The organism is Methylocapsa polymorpha (assembly GCF_045689225.1).
Classification (GTDB): Bacteria; Pseudomonadota; Alphaproteobacteria; order Rhizobiales; family Beijerinckiaceae; genus Methylocapsa; species Methylocapsa polymorpha.
Genome location: NZ_CP136862.1, coordinates 700340 through 722873 on the forward strand (window position 1 = coordinate 700340; position 22534 = coordinate 722873).

Sequence of the window (22534 nt, forward strand, 5' to 3'; positions counted from 1 at the left end):
TTCTAATGTCCTGCGGCGCGATCAGCAGCCGTTCCGGCGGCCGACGCCGCAGTCCGGCGACAGCGCGCAAAGGGCGCGACGAGGCGCCGCCACACAATTGTCGCCCCCCGTGTGGCGAGCAGCCCGACCACGCGCAACCGGTCCTTGAATATTGCGCCGGCCACGGTGTTCAGCTCCTCGAATTCGCGCCGCCCGGCGGACTGCCGCGCCGGGACTTTTTTTCGCGCCCAGCTTGTGCGGAAACTTTGCGGGACGCGCCCAGGACGTTGCGTTATCGTTGAAAATCCTGTCCGCTTTGTTAACCACGACGAATCAAGCGGGCTGCGAAAAATCCATCGAGACCGGAAAGCCGCGGCTCTTCCGCCGGAAGATGCGACGGCAAAGTCCGCAATTCTCCATTTTCGTTCAGGATCTCGGGCAATGAGCCAACCTCCGCGGCTTCAATAGGCAACCGCGCGACATCGGGATTGCGCCGAAGAAGAGCGGCGATTTGCATTTCGCCTTCCTCCGGCTCGATCGAACAGGTGCAATAGACGATCGCTCCACCCGGTTTGACAAGCTCCACCGCCTTGTCGAGCATGCGCGACTGGGTCAAAGCGAGCGCGACGATGTCGCTCGGCTTCTTGATCCAGGCGATGTCAGGGTGACGCCTGATTGTTCCGGTCGCAAGACAAGGAGCATCGACAAGAATGGCGTCGAAGGGAGCCGCCTTGAGAGTCGCGATATCGGCGACGATTACGTCGGCATGGAGGCGCAGCCTCGCGAAATTAGCGGCGAGCCGCTTCAATCTTTCGGCCGAACGGTCAATCGCAATAACTTCGGCGCCCATCGCCGCGAGCTGCGCCGCCTTGCCGCCCGGAGCCGCGCAAAAATCAGCGATCCGCCGGCCCGGCCCAGCCTGAAGGAGCCGCGCCGGCAATGCCGCCGCCGCATCTTGAACCCACCATTCGCCGTCGGCGTAGCCGGGGAGCTCCGCGATCGGCAGATGCGTCAAGAGCCGGAGCGATCCGGTCGGCAAAACGCGCGCGCCGAGCCGTTCCGCCCAATCCGCCGGCTCCGATTTGACGGTGAGATCGAGCGTCGGCTCGCAGCGATTGGCGGCGGCGATGGCCCGCGCCAGATCCTCGCCATAGGTCTTTCGCCAGCGCGCCGCAAGCCAAGGCGGAGTATCGTGATCAAGCGGGTCGCTCTGCGCGAGGATCCTCTCCCGCTCGCGCGCGAGATTGCGCAGAACGGCGTTGACGAGAGCGGCATAGGGCGCGGTTTTGGATTCGAGACGCGTCGCGCGGACGGCGAGGTCAACGGCGGCATGATCGGGCGCTTCGAGGAAAAGAATTTGCGCGGCCGCGGCGATCAAGGTCCATTCAAGATGAGCCGCCTGACGCGGCAAACCCTTTTCCAGAAATTCGGCGAGCGCAGCGCGAATTGTTCCAAGCCTGCGCAGCCCCACAGTCACGATCGAGCGCGCCAAGGCGATGTCGCGCGCGTCGAGCCCACCGAGGCGCGCGGGAATGGCTCCTGCGGAAAAGCAGTCCTCGAGCGAATGGGACTTGGCGACAATATCGGACAGAATCGCTGCGGCGGCGAGGCGGACCGGCAGACCCGGATGCTGCTCAGCCTCAAGTCTTTGCGCCTCCGCGGAGCCGATCTGGCCTGGCCGGCTCAACGTCGCTTTACGGTTCCGCCGCCGGTCCGCCGGCGGCCGCGGAGGTGCGTTCAAATTCTAGCTCCGCTGCGAAGGCTTTGCCGAAGAATCATAGGCATTTCTAGCATGATCGGTTAAAGTTAATCCTTAGTTTTGTTCATGATCCAAAACCTTATGGGCGTCTTCGAGGCGATCGTAATGGAAGAATCGAAAGATTCGAAGACAGCAGCAGGGGCGGAGGCGCCTCGCAAGGCTTTGTCTCCCGAGGCCCGGCGCGCGCTTGCGGAGGCGGAAGAGCGCCGTCGCCTCGCCGCCCAAACCGCGGTCCCGCGGCCTAAGGAGGTCAACGGCCGCGATGGTCCGGACCCGGCGCGCTATGGCGACTGGGAAGTGAAGGGCATCGCCAGCGATTTTTAGGGCAGTCGAAACCTCTCGAAATCCACCAAAGCGAGATCGACGAGATACTGTCTTTCCCCCTCGCGCTCCCACCCTTCCGAGAAATGCGCGAGAAGCCATAGCCCTTCGTCAAGCCAAGCGGCGGCCAGGGCCTCGCTCCAAGCCGCGCGTTCCTCGGGAAGCCAGACGATGTGCTCGCTATAGCCGCTATAGAACTCGCTCCATTGGTTGGCGCTCCACAACGTCCTTGGGGAGGGCCGCAAGTCGCAATGGAACAAAAGCGCCGCGCACGCCGCGTCATAGACTCTTGGCAGCCGTCCGGCATGGTCGGGATCCACAAGAATCGCCGCCTCGTTTCGCGAAAACACAAGATTCGAAGCTTTGAAGTCCCAACTGCCGGCTGCGCAAGGTAAAGAACGGGCTTGAGGGCGAAGGCCACGGCAAGATTCCAAATGTCCTGCAACTTTGTCTTGAAACATCTTTACAACGTCGGGACGCCATTGCGCCAGCTGATCCACGGACGTCGCGAGATGCGTTGCGACTTTTTGCTGATCTGGCGAAGGTATTCCAGTCAGGGAGAACATACCCCGCCCGAGGTCCGCGCCCTTGGCGTGAATTTGGCCGAGAAGGCGGCCAGACGATCGTAGATCGCTGGGCGTTTGGGCATAGGCGCGCCCTTCGACGAAAGGGTAAAGCACCCAGGACCATTTATCGAAAGGATGGATCACCCGCGGATTCGGCTCATATCCGGGAACCGGAGCGACAACATCCGCCTCACGGTCGCGTAAGGCGTGAAGCCAGTTCGCAATGGCGGTTGCGGATGACCGCGGATAACCGGTGCGCTTCAGGACAAGATCCTGCCCTTCGGCTTTTATTCGATAAACCGGCGCATAGGGGCATAGGCTCGTCATTTCGATTGATGGCGCAAAGCCGAAAGCCGAAGCGGCTTCGCGCGCCGATTCAGCGTTCGCCTCTGTCTCGCTTCCTTGCCATCCTTGCAATTGCGCTATTCCCGGCAAAGTTCGAGCATCCGCGGCGACGCGCGTTTTCTTATCCGCTTAAACCTCCGACCAGGGTCGGCAGGTCGAGCGGCCGGAAGCCGTAATGCGTAAGCCAGCGGATGTCGGCCTCGAAGAAGGCGCGAAGGTCCGGCATGCCATATTTCAACATGGCGATGCGATCGATTCCTATGCCCCAGGCGAAGCCTTGGTAGATATCGGGATCGAGCCCGCAATTGCGCAGCACATTCGGGTGCACCATGCCGCAGCCGAGAATTTCGAGCCAATCCTCGCCCTCGCCGAAGCGGATCTCGCCGTCCTTGCGGGCGCATTGGATATCGACCTCCATCGACGGCTCGGTGAAGGGAAAATAGCTCGGCCGGAATCGCATTTTCACTTCGCTGACCTCGAAGAAGGCCTTGCAGAACTCCTCCAAGATCCATTTCAGATGGCCGAGATTGGCTGAGCGGTCGATGACGAGGCCTTCGACCTGGTGAAACATCGGCGTATGCGTCTGGTCTGAATCGCACCGATAGGTGCGGCCCGGGCAAATCACCCGGATCGGCGGCTTTTGCGTCAGCATGGTGCGCACCTGGACGGGGCTGGTGTGCGTGCGCAAAACCTTGCGGCGCCCCTCGGCGTCCGGGTTGAAGAAAAACGTGTCGTGCATGTCGCGCGCGGGATGATCCGGCGGGAAATTCAGCTTGGTGAAATTATAGTCGTCCGATTCGATGTCCGGCCCTTCGGCGATGGCGAAGCCCATATCGGCGAAGATGGCGGCGAGTTCATCGGTCACTTGCGTCACTGGATGGATGCGGCCACGCTCGATCCCATGCGCGCGGGCTGGCAAGGTGACGTCGACTGTCTCGGCCCTCAGGCGCGCTTCGAGCGCCGCCTCCTTCAAAACGGCGCGCCTCGCCGCCAACGCCTCGCTGACTTCGTCCTTGAGCGCATTGATCGCCGCGCCCTGCTCTTTCCGCTCCTCGGGCGCCATCTTGCCGAGCCCCGAAAGCAGCGCCGAAATCGAGCCCTTCTTGCCAAGCGCGGCAACCCGCACGGCCTCGAGCGCGGCCTCGTCGGCGGCGGCGGCGATTTCGGCCAGGATTTGCGCTTCGAGAGCTTTCAGATCGGACATGATTCGTTGGTCTCTTCAGGTCGGCGGCGATCAAAATATCGAGAGCGGGTCGACGCTTGCGTTTTCATCTTTTGACGAGATTGGCCACGCCCAGACAAACATCAATGAGGCCGCGGTTCCGCGACCTATGGCATAGGACATCGCGGCCATGCAAACGGACCGCATCGGGCCGGAGACGCCGCGAGGCCGGGCTGACTATACCTTGACAATGCCGCGCCGCAACGATAGGAGACTGGCCGCGTTTCAGCCTGATCGAAGGAGCTTGCCATGGTGCGCCGGATCGTCGTTGCGTTCCTGTCTCTCGGCTGCGCCTTTGCGGCTCCCGTATTGGCCGACGAAGATCTCCTGGCGAGATCCCGGCAATTGTTTAGCCCGATCCCCTCGACGCCGCCAGAGCTGCCAGGAAACTCCGCATCTCCAGCCAAGGTCGAACTTGGCAAGACCCTTTATTTCGATCCGCGGCTGTCCGCCAGTCACGCGATCAGCTGCAGCTCCTGCCATAATTTAGGGCTCGGCGGGGCCGATGCGCAGCCGACGTCGATAGGCCATCACTGGCAGCGGGGCGGCCGCAACGCGCCCACCGTCTTGAATTCGGTATTCAACCTGGCTCAATTCTGGGATGGCCGCGCCAAGGACCTCGAGGAGCAAGCCGGCGGTCCGGTCGTCAACCCCATCGAGATGGCCTCGCAGGAAACCGACGCGGTCGATCTACTCAAAGCGATTCCCGGCTATCACGAAGCCTTCGCGAAGGCGTTCCCCGGCGAGGCGCCCCCCATCACCTTGGCCAATGCGCAGAAGGCGATTGCGGTTTTCGAAGCCACGCTGATCACCCCCAACGCGCCCTTCGACCGCTTCCTCAAGGGCGACGCCAAGGCTTTGTCCCCGGTTGAAAAGCAGGGGCTGGCGCTTTTCCTGGATAAGGGCTGCGCGGACTGCCACAACGGAATCAACATCGGCGGCGGCATGTACGCCAGGTTCGGACAGGCCCTGAAGCCCGGCGTCGAATTTCTGCCGCCGGACGATAAGGGCCGCGCCAAGGTGACGAAGGCGGATGAGGACGAATATGTATATAAAGTCCCCACGCTGCGGAACATTGCGCTGACCGCGCCCTATTTCCACACCGGCAAGGAGTGGGACCTGCGCAAGGCGGTCGCCTTGATGGGGGCGACGCAGCTCGGCGAGCAGCTGAGCAAAGAGGATGTCGACAAGCTGACCGCCTTCCTTGGCAGCTTGACCGGCGATCAGCCGAAGGTGACCTTTCCCACCTTGCCTCCGAATGGCGCGGCCACGCCTCAACCCGCGCCTTAAGCGAGCGGCCGCCGCAGCTTCCCCGCGACGGCCAATCCAATCGCCCCTCCACGGACTCCCCGCGCCCACTGTCGAGCAGGACGCAACTCAGCGCGTGACCGATGCGATCCAGGAAAGATAGGATTGCGCGCCCTTCTCGATCGCAACTTGGACAATCTCCGGGATCGCGTAGCTATGCACCGCTTGGATCGCTGCTTCGACATCCGCATAGTCGATGCTCTTGATCTTGCAAAATAGCATCAGCTCCTGCGCGTGTTGAACCGCGCCTTCCCATTCATAGAAACTGCTGATCGGGAAAATCTGGACGCAGGCGGCGAGACGCTTTTCGATGAGCGTCGTCGCAATCAGCTCCGCGCTTGCGGAATCGCCGCATGTCGTCAAGACGAGCGCATAAGTCGCTTCCATCGTCTTTGCCGCTTTCGACAGCTTGCCGCGCCTAAAGCATGTTCCGAAAAAGTTGATCGACTTTTTCGATCAGAACATGCTCCAACTCTTTGAATTTGAGCGATTCCTTTTCGATCAGATGACTCCATCGGGAAGCGCTCTAGGTTTCGCCCCGCTTCTCTAAATTCGTTTTGTCGCGTTGTTCAGCCAGCGCCGCGCATCGGAATCGTCGAGCAGAGGCGAAATTTCTTTGCGCACACGCGCATGATAGGCGTTGAGCCAGGCGATTTCTTCCGGGTCGAGGAGCTTTCGCTCGACCAGGGCGAGGTCGATCGGCGCAAGCGTAATCGTCTCGAATCCGAGCATCTCGCGTTCGGCGCCTGCAATCTCTCGGGGTTCGACCACAACCAGATTCTCAATGCGAATGCCCCAATGCCCGGCCTTGTAATAGCCGGGCTCGTCGGAAATGATCATGCCGGGCTCGAGAGGCGCGGAACCGAGCTTCGAGATGCGTTGAGGGCCTTCATGCACGGACAGGTAGGACCCGACGCCATGCCCTGTGCCATGGTCGAAATCGAGACCTGCCCGCCACAGGGGAAGACGCGCGAGCGCGTCGATCTGCGCGCCCGAGGCGCCTTTCGGAAAGACAGCGCGGGCGATCGCTATATGCCCCTTTAGAACGCGGGTGAACCGATCGCGCATCTCCGCCGTCGGCTTGCCGACCGCGACCGTGCGGGTGATGTCTGTTGTGCCGTCGTCATATTGGCCGCCAGAATCGATCAGGAAGATCCCTTTGCCGATCTTCCGATTGGTCTTCACCGTCACGCGATAATGTGGGATGGCGGCGTTCGGGCCGGCCGCGGCGATCGAAGGAAACGACACGTCCTTCAGCTTACGCGTCTCACGGCGAAAGGTTTCGAGCGCTTCCGCAGCATCGATCTCGGTGAGCCCGCCGGTCGGCGCCTGAACCGAAAACCAATGCAAAAACCGCACAATGGCGGCGCCGTCGCGCAACTGCGCCTGGCGCGCGCCCTCGAGTTCGGCGGAATTCTTTTTCGCCTTCATCAAGGCGAGCGGATCGACTCCGACGTCGCTGACGCCGCCGGCCTTCTTGACGATCTCGGTCAGTTTGACGGGCGCGGTCGCGGCGTCGAACAGCACGCGCTTCCCCTCTCGGCCGAGTTCTTCCAAGTCGCGCTCGAGGCGGGCCGGCTGCTCGATGTCGGCGAGGCTCGAAAGCTTCTCTTGCAAGCTGTGGTCGAGCTTGCGCGCATCGACGTAAAGACGCGGCTTGCCATCTTTCAAGATCAAGGCATAGGCGAGCGGCAGCGGCGTATGCGACACATCCCGCCCGCGAATGTTGAAGGCCCAGGCGACAGAATGCGGATCGCTTACCAAAAGCGCGTCCTTGTCGGCGAGCGCGTCGGCGGCGCGGGCGAGCTTTCTGCTCGCGTTTTCGCCGGCGAATTTACGCGCATGCAGGCTTATCTTGCCGAGCGGCGGCGGCGGTCGATCGCTCCAAATCCGGTCGATCGGATTCGGCTCGATGGCGACAAGTTCGGCGTCCACGGCCTCGGCCGCCTTGGCGAGGCGCTCGACCTGGCGCGGCGTATGCAGCCACGGATCATATCCAAGCCGGTTTCCCCGACGCAGATTCTCCCTGAGCCATTTCTCCAGATTCGTCTCTTCCAATGCGACAGGTTGGAAGACCGAGAGATCGACTTGGTCCTTGACGGCCAGAGCGTAGCGGCCATCGACGAAAATCGCCGCCCGATCGCGCAGCACGACGGCGAGCCCAGCCGAACCGGTGAAGCCCGACAGCCACGCAAGCCGCTCTTCGGATTGCGGGACATATTCGTTTTGATGTTCATCGGCGCGTGGGATGAGAAATCCGTCGAGCCCGGCGCCATCGAGCTCCGCTCGCAAGGCCGCGATCCGAACCGCGCCTTGCGAAGGATCGGCCTGATCCTCGAAGGATTGAAAGAGACTTTCGAACATGGCGCCAGAGTAGAGGCAGTTCGCCGCCGCCGCAACATGCCGCGTTGCTTTTCGGTCGGCCGCTCGCGTCGCAAGCTCAGCCTATTTCGCGGCGGCCCTCCGACCATTCTCCAAGCGGATGATTTGGCAACGCGCCAGCTTTCCAACGCAGGCAGAAATCATGCATCTCCGCTTCCAGGCATTCGACCTCCAGCCGGAGCGCGCAGCCCGCCGAGAAGATGATCTCGACCACGCCAGCCGGAGCGTTGGTTTCCTCGAAGCTTACGCTGAGAAGATTGAGAAGGACGGAATGGTCTTTTTGCGCGAAGCCCATGCACTGTGCGCGAAGGACCCGCTCGAAATGCAGGCCGGTGCGGCAACGCTCCCAGCCGCCTTCCATGGCCTTGACCCAATCAAACCGAGACGCGACTATCGCAAATTGCTTCGAACGCGGCAGATAGGCCATGTCGCCGACGCGAACCAAAGCGTCTTGAAGATTGGCCGAGATCACCTTCAAATCCTCGTTGTCGAAGGCAATCAACCTTAGAAGGTCCGACATCGGCCTCTCCCTTTAAGGGGCTTTCCTGGCCCACAACGCCACGCCATCGGTTTCCGCCTCGGCGTAAAAGGCCGATCGGCTACAGCGCCAATAATCGGCGAATGCTTGCGTCGCAATAAGCCGCCTAAATCAGATATTTGCAAAAATCAGCGCGCCGCTGTCGCATGACAATTGGGAGCAGCGGCGAGCCGTTTCAAGTGAAGCTGTCATTCCGCCGGTCAATTTGTCTTGCTGTGGCCCACCCTGAAAACTTCGCCGCCTTGCGAAAATCATCCTCTCGCCGGATTTGCGCAAGGGCGCGCGGATCAAGCTATCCCGCGCCGGAAAGCCGCTCAATGATGGCGCCGCAGCCGCCGAGCTTATCCTCCAGATGCTCAAAGCCGCGATCGAGGTGATAGACCCGGTTGACCATGGTTTCGCCTTGCGCGGCGAGCGCTGCGATGACAAGCGACACCGAAGCGCGAAGATCGGTCGCCATCACCGGCGCGCCCTGGAGCTCGTCGACGCCCTCGACCAAGGCGGCGTCGCCTTCGAGGCGGATATGCGCCCCGAGCCGCGCCAATTCCTGCACATGCATGAAACGATTTTCGAAAATCGTCTCGGTAATCCGCGAGCTGCCCTTGGCCTTGGTCATCAAGGCCATGAACTGCGCCTGCAGATCGGTCGGAAAGCCGGGGAAAGGCGCCGTCGTGACATCGACTGGCGAAAGCCCGGCGCCGTTGCGGCGCACGCGCAGCCCCTCGTTGGTGACCGAAATGGTCGCGCCGGCCTGCTCAATGACGTCCAAGGCGCTCTGCAGGAGGTCGGCCCGAGCGCCTTCCAGCACCACGTCGCCGCTGGCCATGGCGACCGCGATCGCGTAAGTGCCGGCTTCGATGCGGTCGGGCAAGACGGAATGGCTTGCCCCGGAAAGCGCGCCTACGCCTTCGATCTCGATGGCGGACTGCCCCGCCCCCTTGATCCTCGCCCCCATTTTATTGAGACAATCGGCGAGATCGACGATCTCCGGCTCGCGCGCCGCATTGACAATGAGCGTGTGACCCTTCGCGAGGGAAGCGGCCATAAGCGCCGTATGGGTGCCGCCGACCGTCACCTTCGGAAAATGGATCTCGGCGCCGATCAGCCCTTTCGGCGCCGTGGCGTGCACATAGCCCGCCTCGATCTCGACGCTTGCGCCGAGCTTTTCCAGCGCCATGATGAGAAGATCGACGGGCCTTGTGCCTATGGCGCAGCCGCCGGGAAGCGAAACCTTCGCCTCGCCCATCCGCGCGAGGAGCGGCGCGATGACCCAGAAGCTCGCCCGCATTTTCGACACGAGCTCATAGGGCGCCATTGTGTCGACGATCGTCTTGGCGGTGAGATGGATCGCGCGGCTCGCGTGCGGCGCGGCGCCGAGCCGGCGTCCGTCGATCGAATGATCGACGCCATGATGACCGAGAATGCGCAGCAGCATGCCGACATCGGCGAGGCTGGGGATATTTTCGAGGGTCAGCGTCTCTTGCGTGAGAAGCGAGGCGATCATCAGCGGCAAAGCCGCGTTCTTGGCGCCGGAAATCTGAATGACGCCATTCAGCGCTTGGCCGCCGACGATGCGAATGCGATCCATCAATCCCCCGTTCTAAGAAAAGCCGCGTTATTTCTGTTTCGCGGCGGCGTCGTTTTGGGTCAGCTCGCCCTGGGCGGCTTGGCGCGCGCGGTCGCGGTTTTGCGCCTTGCGCCGGCTGAGGTTGGCGCGCAACGCTTCGGCGAGACGCTCGCGCTCCGCGGTTTTGCGCGCGGCGGCGTCCTTACGGTCCGGGCGAGGCGAATCATCCTCGCCAGCAATGCCCATGCTTGCCTCCTCGAAAATCAATTGGATGGGGCGGCGCGGCATATCTCCTTGATTTCTTGTAAAACGGCACGCCCGCCAAGACAAGGCCGGCTAAGACGGAGGGGTCCGCGCTTGCCTAACCGACGGGCCTATGGCACATACGCGCGCGCCTCGTACACATTATGAAGGCCCATACGAGGGCTGCGGTAGCTCAGTGGTAGAGCACTCCCTTGGTAAGGGAGAGGTCGAGAGTTCAATCCTCTCTCGCAGCACCATTCAAGTCTTTGTTTTTCAAAGATATACTGACTTCACCTATGAAGCCGTTCCGCAGGAATGCGCAGAACGGCGCAAGAACAAAGCCTTGCGGAACGTGCGGAATCGGTGCGCTTTGTTCTTCCGACGTTCTGATCTGCTGGAGGCATTGCGCGGCCGGTCCGCCGCAAGCGGCCTCTGTGGGCAAACTCACCGGTCAGGATTATTTCTTGCCATCGCTCACGAGGCGCAAGGGCTGCGTGCGGGTGGCGGAAGGTCCGGCGGAGTGCGGGACCGGAAAGATCCTATTCCGGCAGAACGCGCCGCCGCCCGTGCATAAATCAAAACAATGCGCCCCTGGACCTCACGCCCGATGCCGTTGCGATAAGGGATTGACGGCGTAAAGGGGTGCATGTCGATTTGTGCATATGCGGAATGCGATCTCTCCATGAGGCGACATGCCCAAGCATCGCGTCCAGCTTCTCGAGCTAAGAATTCTGCCTTTGTGATGAGCTTCCCCTTCGTCAGCTGCGGCCAGCAATACCGCGGCAGAAAAGCCAAGACATAGACAGCCGACGAAAAGGCGCGGCGTCTCCTCTTGTGCGGTTCGAAAGACGCTTTCTGTTCTCGTCATGGAAGCGCGCCGGCCGCGGGGTTTTCTCCTCGGAGCATCGCTCCGAGGCTACCCCCCATCATTTCGGGATGTTCGATACAACCATATTGGATGTTAAAATCCGGCGGAGCCTGATTGTTTCGGTTCGCGAGGGCTCTGTCCTCGCAGCGCATAAACCTAGGAGGGATAAACTTGGGAGCTCGCCGCATCACAAAAATACGGGGATTCTCCCTGTGGCGCGGACCTGCGAGCACATTGCTTGGCACGCAAAGCATGAGACAGGCAATGGACGCCGCGATGTTGGCGGTTCTTCGGGTCATGTCGCTTACTCAGCGGATGCAACAGCCATGACGAGCCACATTATCAATGATTTGCCGATCAATCAGACACGTTGCCAGGACCTTCTGGGCGCAGCGGGCTCGCACCCAAGCCTTCGCGGCCCCGCGTGCCCGACCGATCGAAGCGACTGCGGTCCCAGCGTGAAAGTGCAGGAGGCGGCGCTGCGTTTTGATAGGCGCCGTAATAGGGATAGGTCGGGTACTTGTGAATTTGCTGGGCGTTAGCCATGCCGATCGACGCGGCCAAAGTTGCGGCGGCCATCCCGATCGACATCGCTTCCCGCCAAGCGGCCGCGTTCATGACAATGCTTTTCATGGTCATCACCACTCTTGGAAAGCTCAAGTATTGTTCATTGACAACAGAGCTCGATAAGAATGATAGGCGCCGCCCCGCCATTTTTGTAGATGGAATAGTATAAAACGATTTTTATTGATTTTGACTCGTGAAACTATTTTTGGGATAGGTGTTTGATCCCAGGTTTTGATGGCGCTTTCTTGTCGAAAGAATCAAGGGATACGTCATGGGATAAGTTCTACACGGCAGCGCCGCTACGATAGAGGCAGTCCGTCGAGCGATACAAAATAGTCAAGGGAGCCTGAGGGCGCTGGTCAAGCGCTTGGAATGAATTTGCGCGTGGATCCAAAACGTGAGCTGCGGCCTCCGGAACCGGGTTTCGAAGGCCGCAGACTTCAAGCGAGGGGACGGACTCCGCTCGCCTGTGCTTAGCTGCAGACGTTGAAAGTATGATAGCCGATGAAGGCGCCGCGTGCGTCAGTGATCTGTCGGCTCCCCAGTGTGCAACGACTGCGGCCATTCGGGTTCGGGTATCCTTCATGCTCCTGAATAAGAGTGGTCACCCAATCCTTCGGATCGCTATTTGCAGGATTGCTCCATGCCGTGCCCATGGTTGGCGTTGCGTAAGCCTCCCTTGCCTCTACGACAGACGCAGTGGATATAAGAGCCAGCGCGACAGCGGCAGTGACGAATCTCATTTTCGTATCTCCGTAGAATTTGATCGGTTGTGGTCACACTCACCAGACGTACATATAAGCTAGCGGGCTTCGTGATAATTACGGAAGATTGCATCTCACTATATTGCTGACGGCAACAATTTGGAGAGGCGATCGCGAATCAGCGCGAGGAGAGTCGTATGGTGGGAGCCTGTCGCAAATGTTTTCGGGCTTACGAAATGGTGAGGCGGAGGGTCTGGCTGCGCGGCCGACGGAATCCTTCGTTTGTCTAGCGAGCAGGCTTGATCAGATCCTGGATCTTGCGACGAAACGCATCGTCGCGCGGGATGGAGCCGACAACGATGATGAAGCGCTATTGGCCCTGCGGCAGTGGCGAGAACTACAGCGCTGCCGCCTCGCGACAGATGAGGAAGCAACAGTATCGGAAAAGCCGGAACATGCTCTAGGGACTGCTTCTATGATCTCGTTGGGACGGGACTATTGATAAAAGTCACTAAGCCGGGATACGGAGCTCCGGGCGCGGCGCCTTTCAGGATTTCGGTCGCAAGCATATAAGCGGCTGCGAGTTAGATGATGATCCAACCCGCAGCCGAAAGCTGCTTGACCATTCGCGAGAGCATTATAGAAAGGGGCGGCCTCATTGGCGGCGGACCAAAGGCTCCCAGCTTCAGGATGCGTGTTTACCCGCCGGTTGCTTCAATCTCTCGCATCCCAGCTTCTTCATGACAAAGCGCTCGTAGCCGGGCTCGCTCGACCCTGTGCGGATCTTGCGCAAAAAGTATTTTTCGAAGGCTATCTTCGCCAGATGCACCCAATAGCCTTGGCTTGACCAGTTGACGTTTCGGGGCGGAATCTGGGGCAAGGCGACGAACGCGACGCCGCTGTCACCGAAGTCGGCAAGGCAGACCGCATTCCAAGTGCCTTCATGGGTCGGCTCCCGATTGGCGATGAGATCCGCGATATTGTGCGCGGTGCAGGTCACCATCGTCTCGATCAGATAGCCCGTCTTCGGAGTTCCGGTGGGCACCGGGGTTTGCTCGACAGGTGGGATCGCAGTGCAGACCCCGACGGCGAAGACATTGCGGTACTTCGGGTTGCGTTGATGTTTGTCGATGAGAATGAAGCCGCGCGGATTGGTCAGTCCCTCGATCCATTTGCCGTCATCGGTTCGGAAGCAATCGACGCCCCGAAACGCGGGCAGGAACATCGAGAACTTCGAAGGGAGCTTGTGCGTGCGCTTGACGCTTCCGTCCTCATTGACCTCAGTCGCCTCGACGCTATCGGCGTTGATCCTGTCGATCTTGCAATTGGTGATCCATTTGATGTCCCGATCCCGCATGATCGATTCGAGCATGCCTTTGGTGTCGCCGACGCCCCCCAATCCCAGATGGCCGATATAAGGCTCCGAAGTCACGAAGGTCATAGGCACTTTGTGTCGAATCTTGCGCTTGCGCAGGTCAGTGACGGCGCAAAGCGCGTATTCGTAAGCCGGTCCAAAGCAGGAAGCGCCCTGAACGGCGCCGACAACCATGGGGCCGGGGTCGTCGCAGAAGGCCTCCCATTGTTTCGAGGCTCCGTCGGCATGATCAACATGGCAGATCGACTGGGTGTGGCCCTGCGGCCCAAGCCCTTCTACCTCATCGAAGGCGAGTTTCGGACCGGTCGCAATGACGAGATAATCATAGTCGAGCGAGGTGCCGTCGCCTAAATAAATCTTGTTCTCATCGGGAACGACGCGTTTTGCGCCGGCGGAGGAAAAGGCGATGCGCTTTTTTGCGAAGATATCAGGCAAGGCGATCTTGATATCTTTCGGCCGCCTCCATCCGACGGCCACCCAAGGGTTCGACGGAACGAAATGGAAATAGTCCGTATCGGACACGACCGTGATGTCGGCCGAGCGTCCGAGCATCTCACGCAGCTCGAACGCCATTGGAATTCCTCCGATTCCGGCGCCGATGACAACAATCTTCGGCATAGTGCTTTCCTCTCCTGCTTTTTCTGGTCTTGGTTCGAATTATGGTCTTGTCTGACCGCGTCGGCGGCTCGGCCGCATATCTGCATTCACTCGAATGCGCATCCCGACCTGACGCCAAGTCGCTTAAGGATGATCGCCAGCGGACAAAAGCCGGTGAATGCGGCCTGCAGAAGATTGAGCCCTACGAAGGCGGTAAGCAGAAGCCAGTACGGGCTGCGCCATTGAGAGAGCGCCAGGCTCAACAGGATTATTGTTCCGGCGATGGCCATGACTGCGCGATCGATACACATGGGTTCAGCTTTCATAATCCCTCGTCTCTCAGCCCTTGCGCTTCGGCGCGCAGAACAGGTCGTAGAGGAGCGCGATGACCTGGCCAGCTTCCTCGCTCGCCAGCGAATAGTAAATCGTCTGAGATTCGCGCCGCGTCTTGACGAGTTCGTCCTCGCGCAAGCGGGCGAGATGTTGCGACAATGCGGACTGGCTCAGACCGATTGCCTCTTGGAGGACGCCGACCGACTGCTCGCCTTTGTGCAATTCGCACAGGATCATCAACCGATGGCGGTTCGCCATCGCCTTGAGGAAGGCCTCTGCTTTGTCGGCCCGCGCTGCAAGTTCGACTAATTTCATACTTGCTAAATTAGAATAATCTGATGTATGTGTCAAGCGTGCTCTTTTACGGGTTCCCATCATGCGCCTCATGCTAATTCTTCTCTCGATCGCCATTCTCGCCTTTCAGGCATGCGCCGACGAGTTTAGCGTCCATTCGAGCGAAGTCGACGACCGCAAGGCGGTGATCGCCACCGTCGAGCCCGTCCACCTGCTCCTTGCGCGTGCGCGCATCGGCGGCACGATCATCCGCGTCAAGGTGAAGGAGGGCGATCGGATCGCCGCCGGCGCCGAGGTCGCGACGGTCGTCGACGAAAAGCTCGCGTTGCAGATGCAGGCGCTCGACTCGCGCATTAGGTCGCAACAGGCGCAGCGTGATCAAGCGAAGATCGATTTCGATAGGGTGGAGGAATTGAGGCGCCGCGGCGTCAGCTCCCAGATGCAGTTCGACCAGGCCCGCACAACGCTTGACGTGGCCGACCGGACTGCGGCGGCCATGCGCTCGGACCGCGAAGTCATTATGCAGCAAGCTGCCGAAGGAGCTGTGCTGGCGCCTGGCGCCGGACGCGTGCTGACCGTGCCTGTATCGGAGGGGAGGGTCGTCCTGCCCGGCGAGACGATCGCGACGCTCGCCGAAGATAATTACATCTTGCGGCTTGCTTTGCCGGAAAGGCACGCGCGCTTCATGCGGGCCGGCGACCAGGTGCTGATCGGCGCGCGGGGCGATCAAACGGAAGCCGAAGGGACCATGCGACGGGGCAAGGTGCGCCTTGTCTATCCGGAGATCCAGGGCGGCCGGGTGATCGCCGATGTGGATGTGGAGGAGCTTGGAAACTACTTCGTCGGGGAGCGGACGCGGGTCTACGTGGCGACGGGCAAGCGCGATACGATCGTAATACCTGCGGATTACGTCTACCGGCGCGCCGGCGTGAACTTCGTCCGCCTCAAGGATGGAACGGAGGTCGTTGTCCAGCCAGGCGAGGCGAGGCCGGACGGGGTCGAGATCCTCTCGGGCCTCACTGACGGCGATGTGGTGGCGCGCCCATGAAGCCAGGCATATCTGGCGCGCTCGCGCGGGCCTTCATAACCTCGCCGCTGACGCCGCTGCTGCTTCTCGCCGCGCTCATTGTGGGCGGCATTGCGCTCGTCTCCCTGCCGCGCGAAGAGGATCCTCAGATCAGCGTGCCCATGGTCGATATTATTGTCGCCGCCAACGGCTATAAGGCCGACGAGGCCGTCGAACTCGTCACCCGGCCCTTGGAGGACATCGTCAAAGGCATCAACGGCGTCGAGCACGTCTATTCACAGACTCTGGACGACAGAGTGGCCGTCACCGCCCGTTTCTTCGTCGGCACCGATGAGGATACTGCGGTGACGCGCATCCATGAAAAGATCCGCGCCAATATCACCGGGTTGCCGAAGGGCATTCCCGAGCCGCTGATCGTTGGCCGCGGCATCGACGACGTGGCGACCGTCGTCCTCACGCTTGCGGCCAAGCCGGAGCGTTCCGACCGCTGGTCCGACAACGGCCTCTACCAGATCGCCGAGGAGCTGCAACACGATCTCAGCAAAGTCGAGAACGTCGGCGCGAGCTATATCGTCGGCGGCAGCCCGAATCAGGTCCGCGTCGAGCCGGACCCGGAACGGCTGTCGCTCTACGGCATGACCCTCGCGCAGCTCACCGATAAGCTGACCAACGCCAACCGCTCGTTCCTCATCGGCAACATGCGGGATAAGGACCGCACAATCCCTGCAGTCGCTGGCCAGACGCTTCAAGGCGTTCCCGATATCGGCCTTCTCCTGCTCACCTCGCGCGATAGCCGACCCGTCTATGTCAAGGATGTGGCCGACGTCCGCGTGGGCTCAGCCCAACTCGACCGGCGCGCCTGGACCATGACGCGCAACGCGAGCGGCGGCCTCGACAAGCGGCCCACGGTCAGCATCGCGATTTCGAAACGCAAGGGCGCCAATGCGGTCGTCGTCGCACGCGACATCCTTACCCGATTGAACATAGTGAAGGGCCGGATCGTCCCCGAGGACATCGACGTCACGGTGTCGCGAAACTACGGCGAGACGGCGAGCGAGAAGGCGGACGAGCTTCTCTTCCATCTCGCGCTCGCCACCATCTCCATCGTGGCCCTCATCACTCTTGCGATCGGCTGGCGCGAAGGAGTCGTTGTTTTCGTCATAATCCCGACGACGATTCTGCTTACGCTTTTCGCCTCGTGGCTGATGGGCTACACGATCAACCGCGTTAGCCTTTTCGCGTTGATTTTCTCGATCGGCATTCTCGTCGACGACGCCATCGTGGTGGTTGAGAACATCGTCCGCCACTGGCATATGCGCGGCAAGCGCGATCTCGTCGAGACGGCGATCGAGGCCGTTTCGGAGGTCGGCAACCCCACCATCGTCGCGACTCTCACTATCGTGGCGGCCCTCCTGCCAATGCTGTTCGTGAGCGGGCTGATGGGTCCGTATATGAGCCCCATCCCCGCGAATGCGTCGATGGCGATGCTTTTTTCATATTTCGTCGCCATGACTATCACGCCTTCGCTGCTTCTGAAAATCGCGCGCAGACGCTTCGAAGCTGCGGACGGCGCGGATGATGGCCATCACGACGTGGGAGCAATGGGCCGCTTCTACGCACGCGTTGCGCGGCCGCTGCTCACAGGCCGCATCCGTTCGAAAATCTTCCTATTGACGATCGGCGCCGCCACACTCGGTTCGCTCGTGCTTTTCGCCACTAAGGATGTGCGCGTGAAGCTGCTTCCTTTTGACAACAAATCGGAAGTCCAGGTCGTCGTAGATCTGGCGCGTGGCGTCTCGCTGGAAAAAACGGATCGGGTGCTCACAGCCATTGCTGATCGCTTGAAGGACCTCCCCGAGCTCACTTCGATGCAAGCCTATGTGGGAACGGCGGCACCCTTCAACTTCAATGGGCTTGTGCGCCATTACTATCTTCGCGAGAACCCGGAACAGGGCGATCTCTCGGTCAATCTCGTCCCCAAGGGCGAACGCGCGCGCGCGAGCCATGCTATCGCGCTCGAAATCCGCAAACGCCTTGAAGGGCTGCCGCTGCCGCCGCACTCGTCCATCAAGGTGGTGGAGGTTCCGCCTGGGCCGCCGGTCCTATCGACTCTGCTCGCTGAAATCTACGGGCCGGATGCGCAGGCGCGACGCGATCTTGCAGCAAATGTTCGCAAGGCTTTCGAGGCGATCGACTTCGTCGTGGACGTCGACGACAGCTTCGGCATGCGCGCCGACCGGCTGCGGTTCTCGATCGACCAGGAAGCGCTCGAATACCACGGCGTCCAGGAACAGGCGGTCTATGACACGCTCGGCGCAATCCTCGGCGGGGTCAAGATCGGTTACTCGCAGCGCGGAAGCGGGCTGAAGCCGATCGACGTCACAGTGGCCCTGCCGAAGTCCTCACTTACGCCTGGGGAGCGTCTGCTCTCGACGCCGCTGCCCGCCGGCGGAACGCCGCGCCAGGGCGCCAATGTGGAGCTCGGCGACGTTGTGCGCGTGACCCACGAGCCGGCGTCCTACCCGATCTTCCGGCACAACGGGCGTTTCGCGGAAATGGTCAGCGCCGAGGTGGCGGGCCGCTTCGAGGCGCCGGTTTACGGCATGCTGGCCGTCGAGGACTCGCTGAAGTCCATCGACTGGGGGGCGGCCGGGCCGCCGACGATCAAATATCACGGCCAGCCGGTCGACGACACGAAACCGACGCTGCTTTGGGACGGGGAATGGGAGGTTACTTATGTGACCTTCCGCGACATGGGCGGCGCTTTCGTGGTCGCGATCCTCGGCATCTATCTGCTCGTCGTCGCCCAGTTCGGCTCCTTCAAGCTGCCGCTCGTCATCCTTGTGCCGGTGCCGCTGACGCTCATCGGCATCGTGCTCGGCCACTGGATGCTAGGAGCCGCGTTCACGGCGACTTCGCTGATCGGCTTCATCGCGCTTGCCGGCATCATCGTGCGCAACTCGATCCTGCTTGTCGATTTCATCCGCCACCGCCGCGCCGAGGGGGTGACGCTCCGTTGCGCGCTTATCGACGCTGGCGCAATTCGCTTCAAGCCGATCTTCCTAACCGCGGCGGCGGCCATGATCGGCGCGGCCTTTATCCTGACGGATCCTATCTTCCAAGGCCTCGCTATCTCTCTCGTCTTCGGCCTCGCTTCGTCGACCGCCCTGACGGTGCTCGTGATCCCGGCGATCTACGTCTGGCTGAGGGACGATGGACAAGGCTTCGACGACGAAGCTGCGGCGCAAGGAGCCGAACTCTCAACCAAGGAGACCCATCCATGACAACGAACTGGCCCGAACTCACGACAGAGCTTTCTGCAGATCTCAGGACTTTGCGCGGCGGCGCCCCCGTCGTGATGAAGGCTTTCTCCGCGATCGCTCAAGCCGCTCTCGCGCCAAAGGCGCTCGACGCCAAGACGAAGGAATTGCTCGCGCTCGGCATCTCTGTGGCGGTGCGTTGCGACGATTGCATCGCTTTCCATATCAAGGCGGCCGTCGCGCAAGGCGCGACGCGCGAAGAGGTGCTTGAGACGCTCGGCATGGCGATCTACATGGGCGCTGGTCCTTCGGTGATGTATGCGAGCCACGCACTCGGCGCCTTTGATCAGTTCGCCGGAGCCAAGGACGCCGCCGAATAGGACCTTCGATCAAAAATCCATTGGCGTGGAGGTTAGGCGGGCCATGAAATTCTACCTCAATCGGATAATGCCTCTTTTGCTTTGCCGCCATGGACGGAGGCGCGAGAGTAAAGCCATGATGCGGCGCACCTGAAAAGGCGGTCGCTTCGGACCATCGCCATGCGTGAATTCGTCCGCCGAAGCGACGACGTCGTCGTCAAATCCTCTTAGGCCGACCTGGCTCCGTTCGACCGCGCAAATTAATCGAAAATATCGATTGAGATAATAACATCAATTCGTTGGACGAATTGATCATTCCGCGCGCAGATTGAATCGTAAACCGCGGCGCGCGGCGCCTTTTGGCGCAGCGCTAAGCAATTATCCTAATCGATCACATTCGCCGGAGATCACCGTCATGACCATGGATGCAGTTCCAGCCGCCCCTGATCCATCGATATTGGGAGGACCTGCGCGAGTCGTGCGTTCACACCCCGGCTACGCGACGGGGATTTGGCCGGGCTTGTTTTTGACTGGCCTGATCGCGGGCCTAGCATTCGCGCTCCGCGAAATACCAGGCGTCTCAACCTTCAGCCCAATGATTCTGGCGATCATCATAGGGATCGCCTTCCACAATATCTTAGGCACGCCACGACGCGCCAAGGCGGGCGTAACCTTCACCCTGAAGAGGGTCCTGCGTTTGGCAATCGTTCTGCTCGGACTTCAATTGACGGCAAGCCAAGTGGCGGAGGTCGGCGGCGCGGGGATCGCCATCATCATGGCGACACTGATCGCAACCTTCCTCTTTACGAAATGGCTGGGCCACATCATCGGCGTCGAGCGCAAGCTCGCCGAGCTTATCGGCGCCGGCACGTCGATCTGCGGCGCCTCCGCCGTGATCGCCACCAACACAGTAACCGAGGCGCATGATGAAGACGTTGCTTACGCGGTCGCCTGCGTCACCGTGTTTGGCTCTATCTCGATGTTCCTCTATCCTGCGCTGCCAACGCTTCTCCACCTTGATCCGCACGCCTATGGATTGTGGGCTGGCGCCTCTATCCACGAGATCGCTCAGGTCATCGCGGCGACTTTCCAGGACGGCCGGCAGGCCGGCGAGTTCGGCACGATCGCCAAGCTCAGCCGCGTCATGATGCTGGCGCCAATGGTCATCGCGTTGGGCTTCTACTCTGCGCGGCGCCGTGTGGCGCATGCTCATGGGCAGCTTCGCCGGACGCCGCCGATGCCATGGTTCGTGCTTGGCTTCATAGTTCTTGTCGCCGTCAACAGCGCGATCGCAATTCCGGGACCGACGAAAGCTTGGATCATCCAGCTCACGACCTTCCTTTTATCGGCGTCATTGGCCGCTATGGGGCTCGAAACCGACATTCGTAAGCTTAAGGCCAAGGGAGTGAGACCGCTGCTGCTCGGGGCGGCGTCCTGGCTGTTTATTTCTGCGTTTAGCTTGCTGTTAGTCAAGCTGGCCGGTTAGAGCATGTTCAAGCGAAACGGATCTTAGTTCGCGTTTAAGAAAATGCGGACAGTCAAAACGGCAGAGCATATTCATGTCTCAGGCTGAAGCAGAAAATGCTCCAACGGAGTCGCTGTGACGCTCGAACAGCTTCGCGTGTTCATTGCGGTCGCTGAGCGTGAACACATGACGCGCGCCGCGGATGCGCTGGGCCTCACCCAATCGGCGGCGAGCGCCGCCGTCGCGGCGCTCGAGGCTGCCTATTCCACGCCCCTGTTCCATCGGATCGGCCGCGGCATTGAGCTGACCGATGCCGGCCGGCTGTTCCTGGACGAGGCGCGCGCCGTCGTTGCGCGCGCTTCCGCCGCCGAATTGGCGCTGGCGGAGCTCGCCGGGCTAAAGCGCGGCCTGCTGGCCATAGCGGCAAGCCAGACGATCGCAAGTTATTGGTTGCCTCAGCGCCTTGTCGCGTTCCGTCGGGCATATCCGGGGATCGAGATACGGCTCGCCATCGGCAATACGGCGGAGGTCGCCAAGGGCGTTGCGGCGGGCGAGGCCGAGATCGGCCTCGTCGAGGGCGTGGTGGACGAGCCAGCGCTATCGTCTGAGGAGATTACATCCGACAGCCTCATTTTGGTTGTCGCCCCGGATCATCCCTGGGCCGACCGTCAAAGCCTCGTTCCAGACGACTTGATGCAATCGGATTGGGTGCTCCGCGAGCCGGGATCCGGGACCCGCTCTGTGTTCGAAGCGGCGCTTGGAAAGATGGGCGTCGCGCCGCATCTTCTCAAAACCGTGCTTGAGCTGCCTTCCAACGAGGCGGTCCGCTCAGCCGTCGAGGCCGGCGCTGGCGCGACCGCAATTTCGGAGCTCGTCGCTGCGCCAAGCCTGCGTTCTGGCGCGCTGAGCCAGGTCGGTTTTGTACTACCGAAGCGGCCCTTCTTTCTCCTGCGTCACCGTGGGCGCTATCGCGGAAAGGCCGCAGAAGCGTTGGTTTCCGCGTTTAATCAGGATTTGTCCGAGGCCCAATCTCGGACCAATGGTCCAAACAGATGACCGACGCGCTACGGCCGAGACGCCGCGATCTTCCTCGCCGCCGTCTGCCTCGCCGCAACAGTCAGCTATTGCTTATGAGCCTGGGCCCTAGATGCGCCACCGCGACGATGCAACAGCGCCGCACATCGGCCTCTTCGGCGTAGTAACGGCCAAGCGGTTGTTCAAACCATTGTCCCTGAACGCCGTCATTGCCGACGCTTGTGAAGCGATGATCACGCAGGAAAGCAAGAGAAACTGAGAATGCCGGGAGGAGGCGGTATCGCTGCATGGTGAGCGCCGTTCTTCCGAGCCGTCGACGCCCAAATTCTCGTTGGGCGCGCCATGACCTATTGCATTGCAACCTAACTGCTTCGGAAGGACACATGAATTCTTCTTATAATGCCAGATTTAAGCTGCCGC

Annotated in this window: 21 protein-coding genes and 1 tRNA gene; 8 read left to right on the top strand and 14 right to left on the bottom strand. The window is 60.9% G+C overall.

All coding sequences use genetic code 11. The features are described 5' to 3' along the window. Positions 1-2: 2 nt before the first annotated feature. Complete coding sequence (locus tag RZS28_RS03395) at positions 3-164, bottom strand: hypothetical protein (protein ID WP_407339804.1); 162 nt, start codon at positions 162-164, stop codon at positions 3-5. 134 nt (positions 165-298) lie between these two features. Beyond that, positions 299-1648 carry an RsmB/NOP family class I SAM-dependent RNA methyltransferase gene (locus tag RZS28_RS03400; protein ID WP_407341030.1) on the bottom strand — a complete coding sequence of 450 codons (1350 nt, stop codon included), beginning with the start codon at positions 1646-1648 and terminating at the stop codon, positions 299-301. A 195-nt stretch (positions 1649-1843) separates the two neighbouring features. Here RZS28_RS03400 and RZS28_RS03405 point away from each other — a divergent pair, with 195 nt between their 5' ends. After that, positions 1844-2062, top strand: a complete 219-nt coding sequence (locus tag RZS28_RS03405) for a DUF1674 domain-containing protein (RefSeq protein WP_407341031.1) — start codon at positions 1844-1846, stop codon at positions 2060-2062. Here RZS28_RS03405 and RZS28_RS03410 read toward each other — a convergent pair. Next, complete coding sequence (locus RZS28_RS03410) at positions 2059-3042, bottom strand: phosphotransferase enzyme family protein (protein ID WP_407339805.1); 984 nt, start codon at positions 3040-3042, stop codon at positions 2059-2061. The two genes, RZS28_RS03405 and RZS28_RS03410, sit on opposite strands and share 4 nt — an antisense overlap. A 49-nt stretch (positions 3043-3091) precedes the next feature. Continuing rightward, positions 3092-4174: a phenylalanine--tRNA ligase subunit alpha gene (gene pheS, locus RZS28_RS03415; protein ID WP_407339806.1), complete on the bottom strand. Its 1083-nt coding sequence runs from the start codon at positions 4172-4174 to the stop codon at positions 3092-3094. Positions 4175-4441: 267 nt separating this feature from the next. Here pheS and RZS28_RS03420 point away from each other — a divergent pair, with 267 nt between their 5' ends. After that, positions 4442-5482 (top strand): cytochrome-c peroxidase, encoded by a 1041-nt coding sequence (locus RZS28_RS03420; RefSeq protein WP_407339807.1) that lies wholly within the window; start codon positions 4442-4444, stop codon positions 5480-5482. Between the two features lie 87 nt (positions 5483-5569). Here the strand turns inward: RZS28_RS03420 and cutA are convergent, their stop codons facing one another. The 5 genes from cutA to RZS28_RS03445 form a co-directional block, all read right to left on the bottom strand. Then, complete coding sequence (cutA, locus tag RZS28_RS03425; protein WP_407339808.1) at positions 5570-5887, bottom strand: divalent-cation tolerance protein CutA; 318 nt, start codon at positions 5885-5887, stop codon at positions 5570-5572. A gap of 159 nt (positions 5888-6046) precedes the next feature. Further along, the gene (locus RZS28_RS03430; protein WP_407339809.1) at positions 6047-7864 is read right to left on the bottom strand and encodes an aminopeptidase P family protein; all 1818 of its coding nucleotides are present in this window, start codon (positions 7862-7864) and stop codon (positions 6047-6049) included. Between the two features lie 76 nt (positions 7865-7940). Further along, a complete protein-coding gene (locus tag RZS28_RS03435; protein ID WP_407339810.1) occupies positions 7941-8402 on the bottom strand; it encodes a DUF2948 family protein in 462 nt (153 codons plus the stop codon). Positions 8403-8712: 310 nt separating this feature from the next. Continuing rightward, entirely contained in the window at positions 8713-10008 is a 1296-nt protein-coding gene (murA, locus tag RZS28_RS03440; RefSeq protein WP_407339811.1) for a UDP-N-acetylglucosamine 1-carboxyvinyltransferase, read from the bottom strand. 27 nt (positions 10009-10035) lie between these two features. Beyond that, positions 10036-10233 (bottom strand): hypothetical protein, encoded by a 198-nt coding sequence (locus RZS28_RS03445; RefSeq protein WP_407339812.1) that lies wholly within the window; start codon positions 10231-10233, stop codon positions 10036-10038. Between the two features lie 179 nt (positions 10234-10412). Here RZS28_RS03445 and RZS28_RS03450 point away from each other — a divergent pair. Then, positions 10413-10487, top strand: a tRNA-Thr gene (locus RZS28_RS03450). 968 nt (positions 10488-11455) lie between these two features. On the opposite strand, the gene RZS28_RS03455 is transcribed toward RZS28_RS03450, so the two are convergent. From RZS28_RS03455 to RZS28_RS03470, 4 genes are all read right to left on the bottom strand, one after another. Continuing rightward, positions 11456-11731, bottom strand: coding sequence for a hypothetical protein (locus tag RZS28_RS03455; RefSeq protein WP_407339813.1), 276 nt, complete (start codon positions 11729-11731; stop codon positions 11456-11458). Between the two features lie 1323 nt (positions 11732-13054). Beyond that, positions 13055-14362, bottom strand: a complete 1308-nt coding sequence (locus tag RZS28_RS03460) for an NAD(P)/FAD-dependent oxidoreductase (protein ID WP_407339814.1) — start codon at positions 14360-14362, stop codon at positions 13055-13057. A gap of 86 nt (positions 14363-14448) precedes the next feature. Further along, positions 14449-14652, bottom strand: a complete 204-nt coding sequence (locus tag RZS28_RS03465) for a DUF2892 domain-containing protein (protein ID WP_407339815.1) — start codon at positions 14650-14652, stop codon at positions 14449-14451. A gap of 28 nt (positions 14653-14680) precedes the next feature. After that, positions 14681-14989 carry an ArsR/SmtB family transcription factor gene (locus RZS28_RS03470; RefSeq protein WP_407341032.1) on the bottom strand — a complete coding sequence of 103 codons (309 nt, stop codon included), beginning with the start codon at positions 14987-14989 and terminating at the stop codon, positions 14681-14683. Between the two features lie 61 nt (positions 14990-15050). On the opposite strand from RZS28_RS03470, the gene RZS28_RS03475 reads away from it, so the two are divergent. From RZS28_RS03475 to RZS28_RS03495, 5 genes are all read left to right on the top strand, one after another. After that, entirely contained in the window at positions 15051-16016 is a 966-nt protein-coding gene (locus RZS28_RS03475; protein WP_407339816.1) for an efflux RND transporter periplasmic adaptor subunit, read from the top strand. Then, complete coding sequence (locus RZS28_RS03480) at positions 16013-19279, top strand: efflux RND transporter permease subunit (RefSeq protein ID WP_407339817.1); 3267 nt, start codon at positions 16013-16015, stop codon at positions 19277-19279. Before RZS28_RS03475 ends, RZS28_RS03480 begins: the two co-directional genes overlap by 4 nt. Continuing rightward, on the top strand, positions 19276-19635 hold the full coding sequence (locus tag RZS28_RS03485; protein WP_407339818.1) for a carboxymuconolactone decarboxylase family protein: 360 nt from the start codon (positions 19276-19278) through the stop codon (positions 19633-19635). The genes RZS28_RS03480 and RZS28_RS03485 overlap by 4 nt, the downstream gene beginning before the upstream one ends. Positions 19636-20029: 394 nt before the next feature. Further along, on the top strand, positions 20030-21100 hold the full coding sequence (locus RZS28_RS03490; RefSeq protein ID WP_407339819.1) for a YeiH family protein: 1071 nt from the start codon (positions 20030-20032) through the stop codon (positions 21098-21100). 114 nt (positions 21101-21214) lie between these two features. Beyond that, complete coding sequence (locus RZS28_RS03495) at positions 21215-22135, top strand: LysR family transcriptional regulator (RefSeq protein ID WP_407339820.1); 921 nt, start codon at positions 21215-21217, stop codon at positions 22133-22135. Between the two features lie 61 nt (positions 22136-22196). On the opposite strand, the gene RZS28_RS03500 is transcribed toward RZS28_RS03495, so the two are convergent. After that, positions 22197-22403, bottom strand: a complete 207-nt coding sequence (locus RZS28_RS03500) for a hypothetical protein (protein WP_407339821.1) — start codon at positions 22401-22403, stop codon at positions 22197-22199. Positions 22404-22534: the final 131 nt, after the last annotated feature.

Bases quoted from the DNA above. Each gene is read 5' to 3' on its own strand.
- RZS28_RS03405 (WP_407341031.1), top strand. From the start codon at position 1,844: ATGGAAGAATCGAAAGATTCGAAGACAGCAGCAGGGGCGGAGGCGCCT.
- pheS (WP_407339806.1), bottom strand. From the start codon at position 4,174: ATGTCCGATCTGAAAGCTCTCGAAGCGCAAATCCTGGCCGAAATCGCC.
- RZS28_RS03420 (WP_407339807.1), top strand. From the start codon at position 4,442: ATGGTGCGCCGGATCGTCGTTGCGTTCCTGTCTCTCGGCTGCGCCTTT.
- cutA (WP_407339808.1), bottom strand. From the start codon at position 5,887: ATGGAAGCGACTTATGCGCTCGTCTTGACGACATGCGGCGATTCCGCA.
- RZS28_RS03430 (WP_407339809.1), bottom strand. From the start codon at position 7,864: ATGTTCGAAAGTCTCTTTCAATCCTTCGAGGATCAGGCCGATCCTTCG.
- RZS28_RS03435 (WP_407339810.1), bottom strand. From the start codon at position 8,402: ATGTCGGACCTTCTAAGGTTGATTGCCTTCGACAACGAGGATTTGAAG.
- murA (WP_407339811.1), bottom strand. From the start codon at position 10,008: ATGGATCGCATTCGCATCGTCGGCGGCCAAGCGCTGAATGGCGTCATT.
- RZS28_RS03445 (WP_407339812.1), bottom strand. From the start codon at position 10,233: ATGGGCATTGCTGGCGAGGATGATTCGCCTCGCCCGGACCGTAAGGAC.
- RZS28_RS03455 (WP_407339813.1), bottom strand. From the start codon at position 11,731: ATGAAAAGCATTGTCATGAACGCGGCCGCTTGGCGGGAAGCGATGTCG.
- RZS28_RS03460 (WP_407339814.1), bottom strand. From the start codon at position 14,362: ATGCCGAAGATTGTTGTCATCGGCGCCGGAATCGGAGGAATTCCAATG.
- RZS28_RS03465 (WP_407339815.1), bottom strand. From the start codon at position 14,652: ATGTGTATCGATCGCGCAGTCATGGCCATCGCCGGAACAATAATCCTG.
- RZS28_RS03470 (WP_407341032.1), bottom strand. From the start codon at position 14,989: ATGAAATTAGTCGAACTTGCAGCGCGGGCCGACAAAGCAGAGGCCTTC.
- RZS28_RS03475 (WP_407339816.1), top strand. From the start codon at position 15,051: ATGCGCCTCATGCTAATTCTTCTCTCGATCGCCATTCTCGCCTTTCAG.
- RZS28_RS03480 (WP_407339817.1), top strand. From the start codon at position 16,013: ATGAAGCCAGGCATATCTGGCGCGCTCGCGCGGGCCTTCATAACCTCG.
- RZS28_RS03485 (WP_407339818.1), top strand. From the start codon at position 19,276: ATGACAACGAACTGGCCCGAACTCACGACAGAGCTTTCTGCAGATCTC.
- RZS28_RS03490 (WP_407339819.1), top strand. From the start codon at position 20,030: ATGACCATGGATGCAGTTCCAGCCGCCCCTGATCCATCGATATTGGGA.
- RZS28_RS03500 (WP_407339821.1), bottom strand. From the start codon at position 22,403: ATGCAGCGATACCGCCTCCTCCCGGCATTCTCAGTTTCTCTTGCTTTC.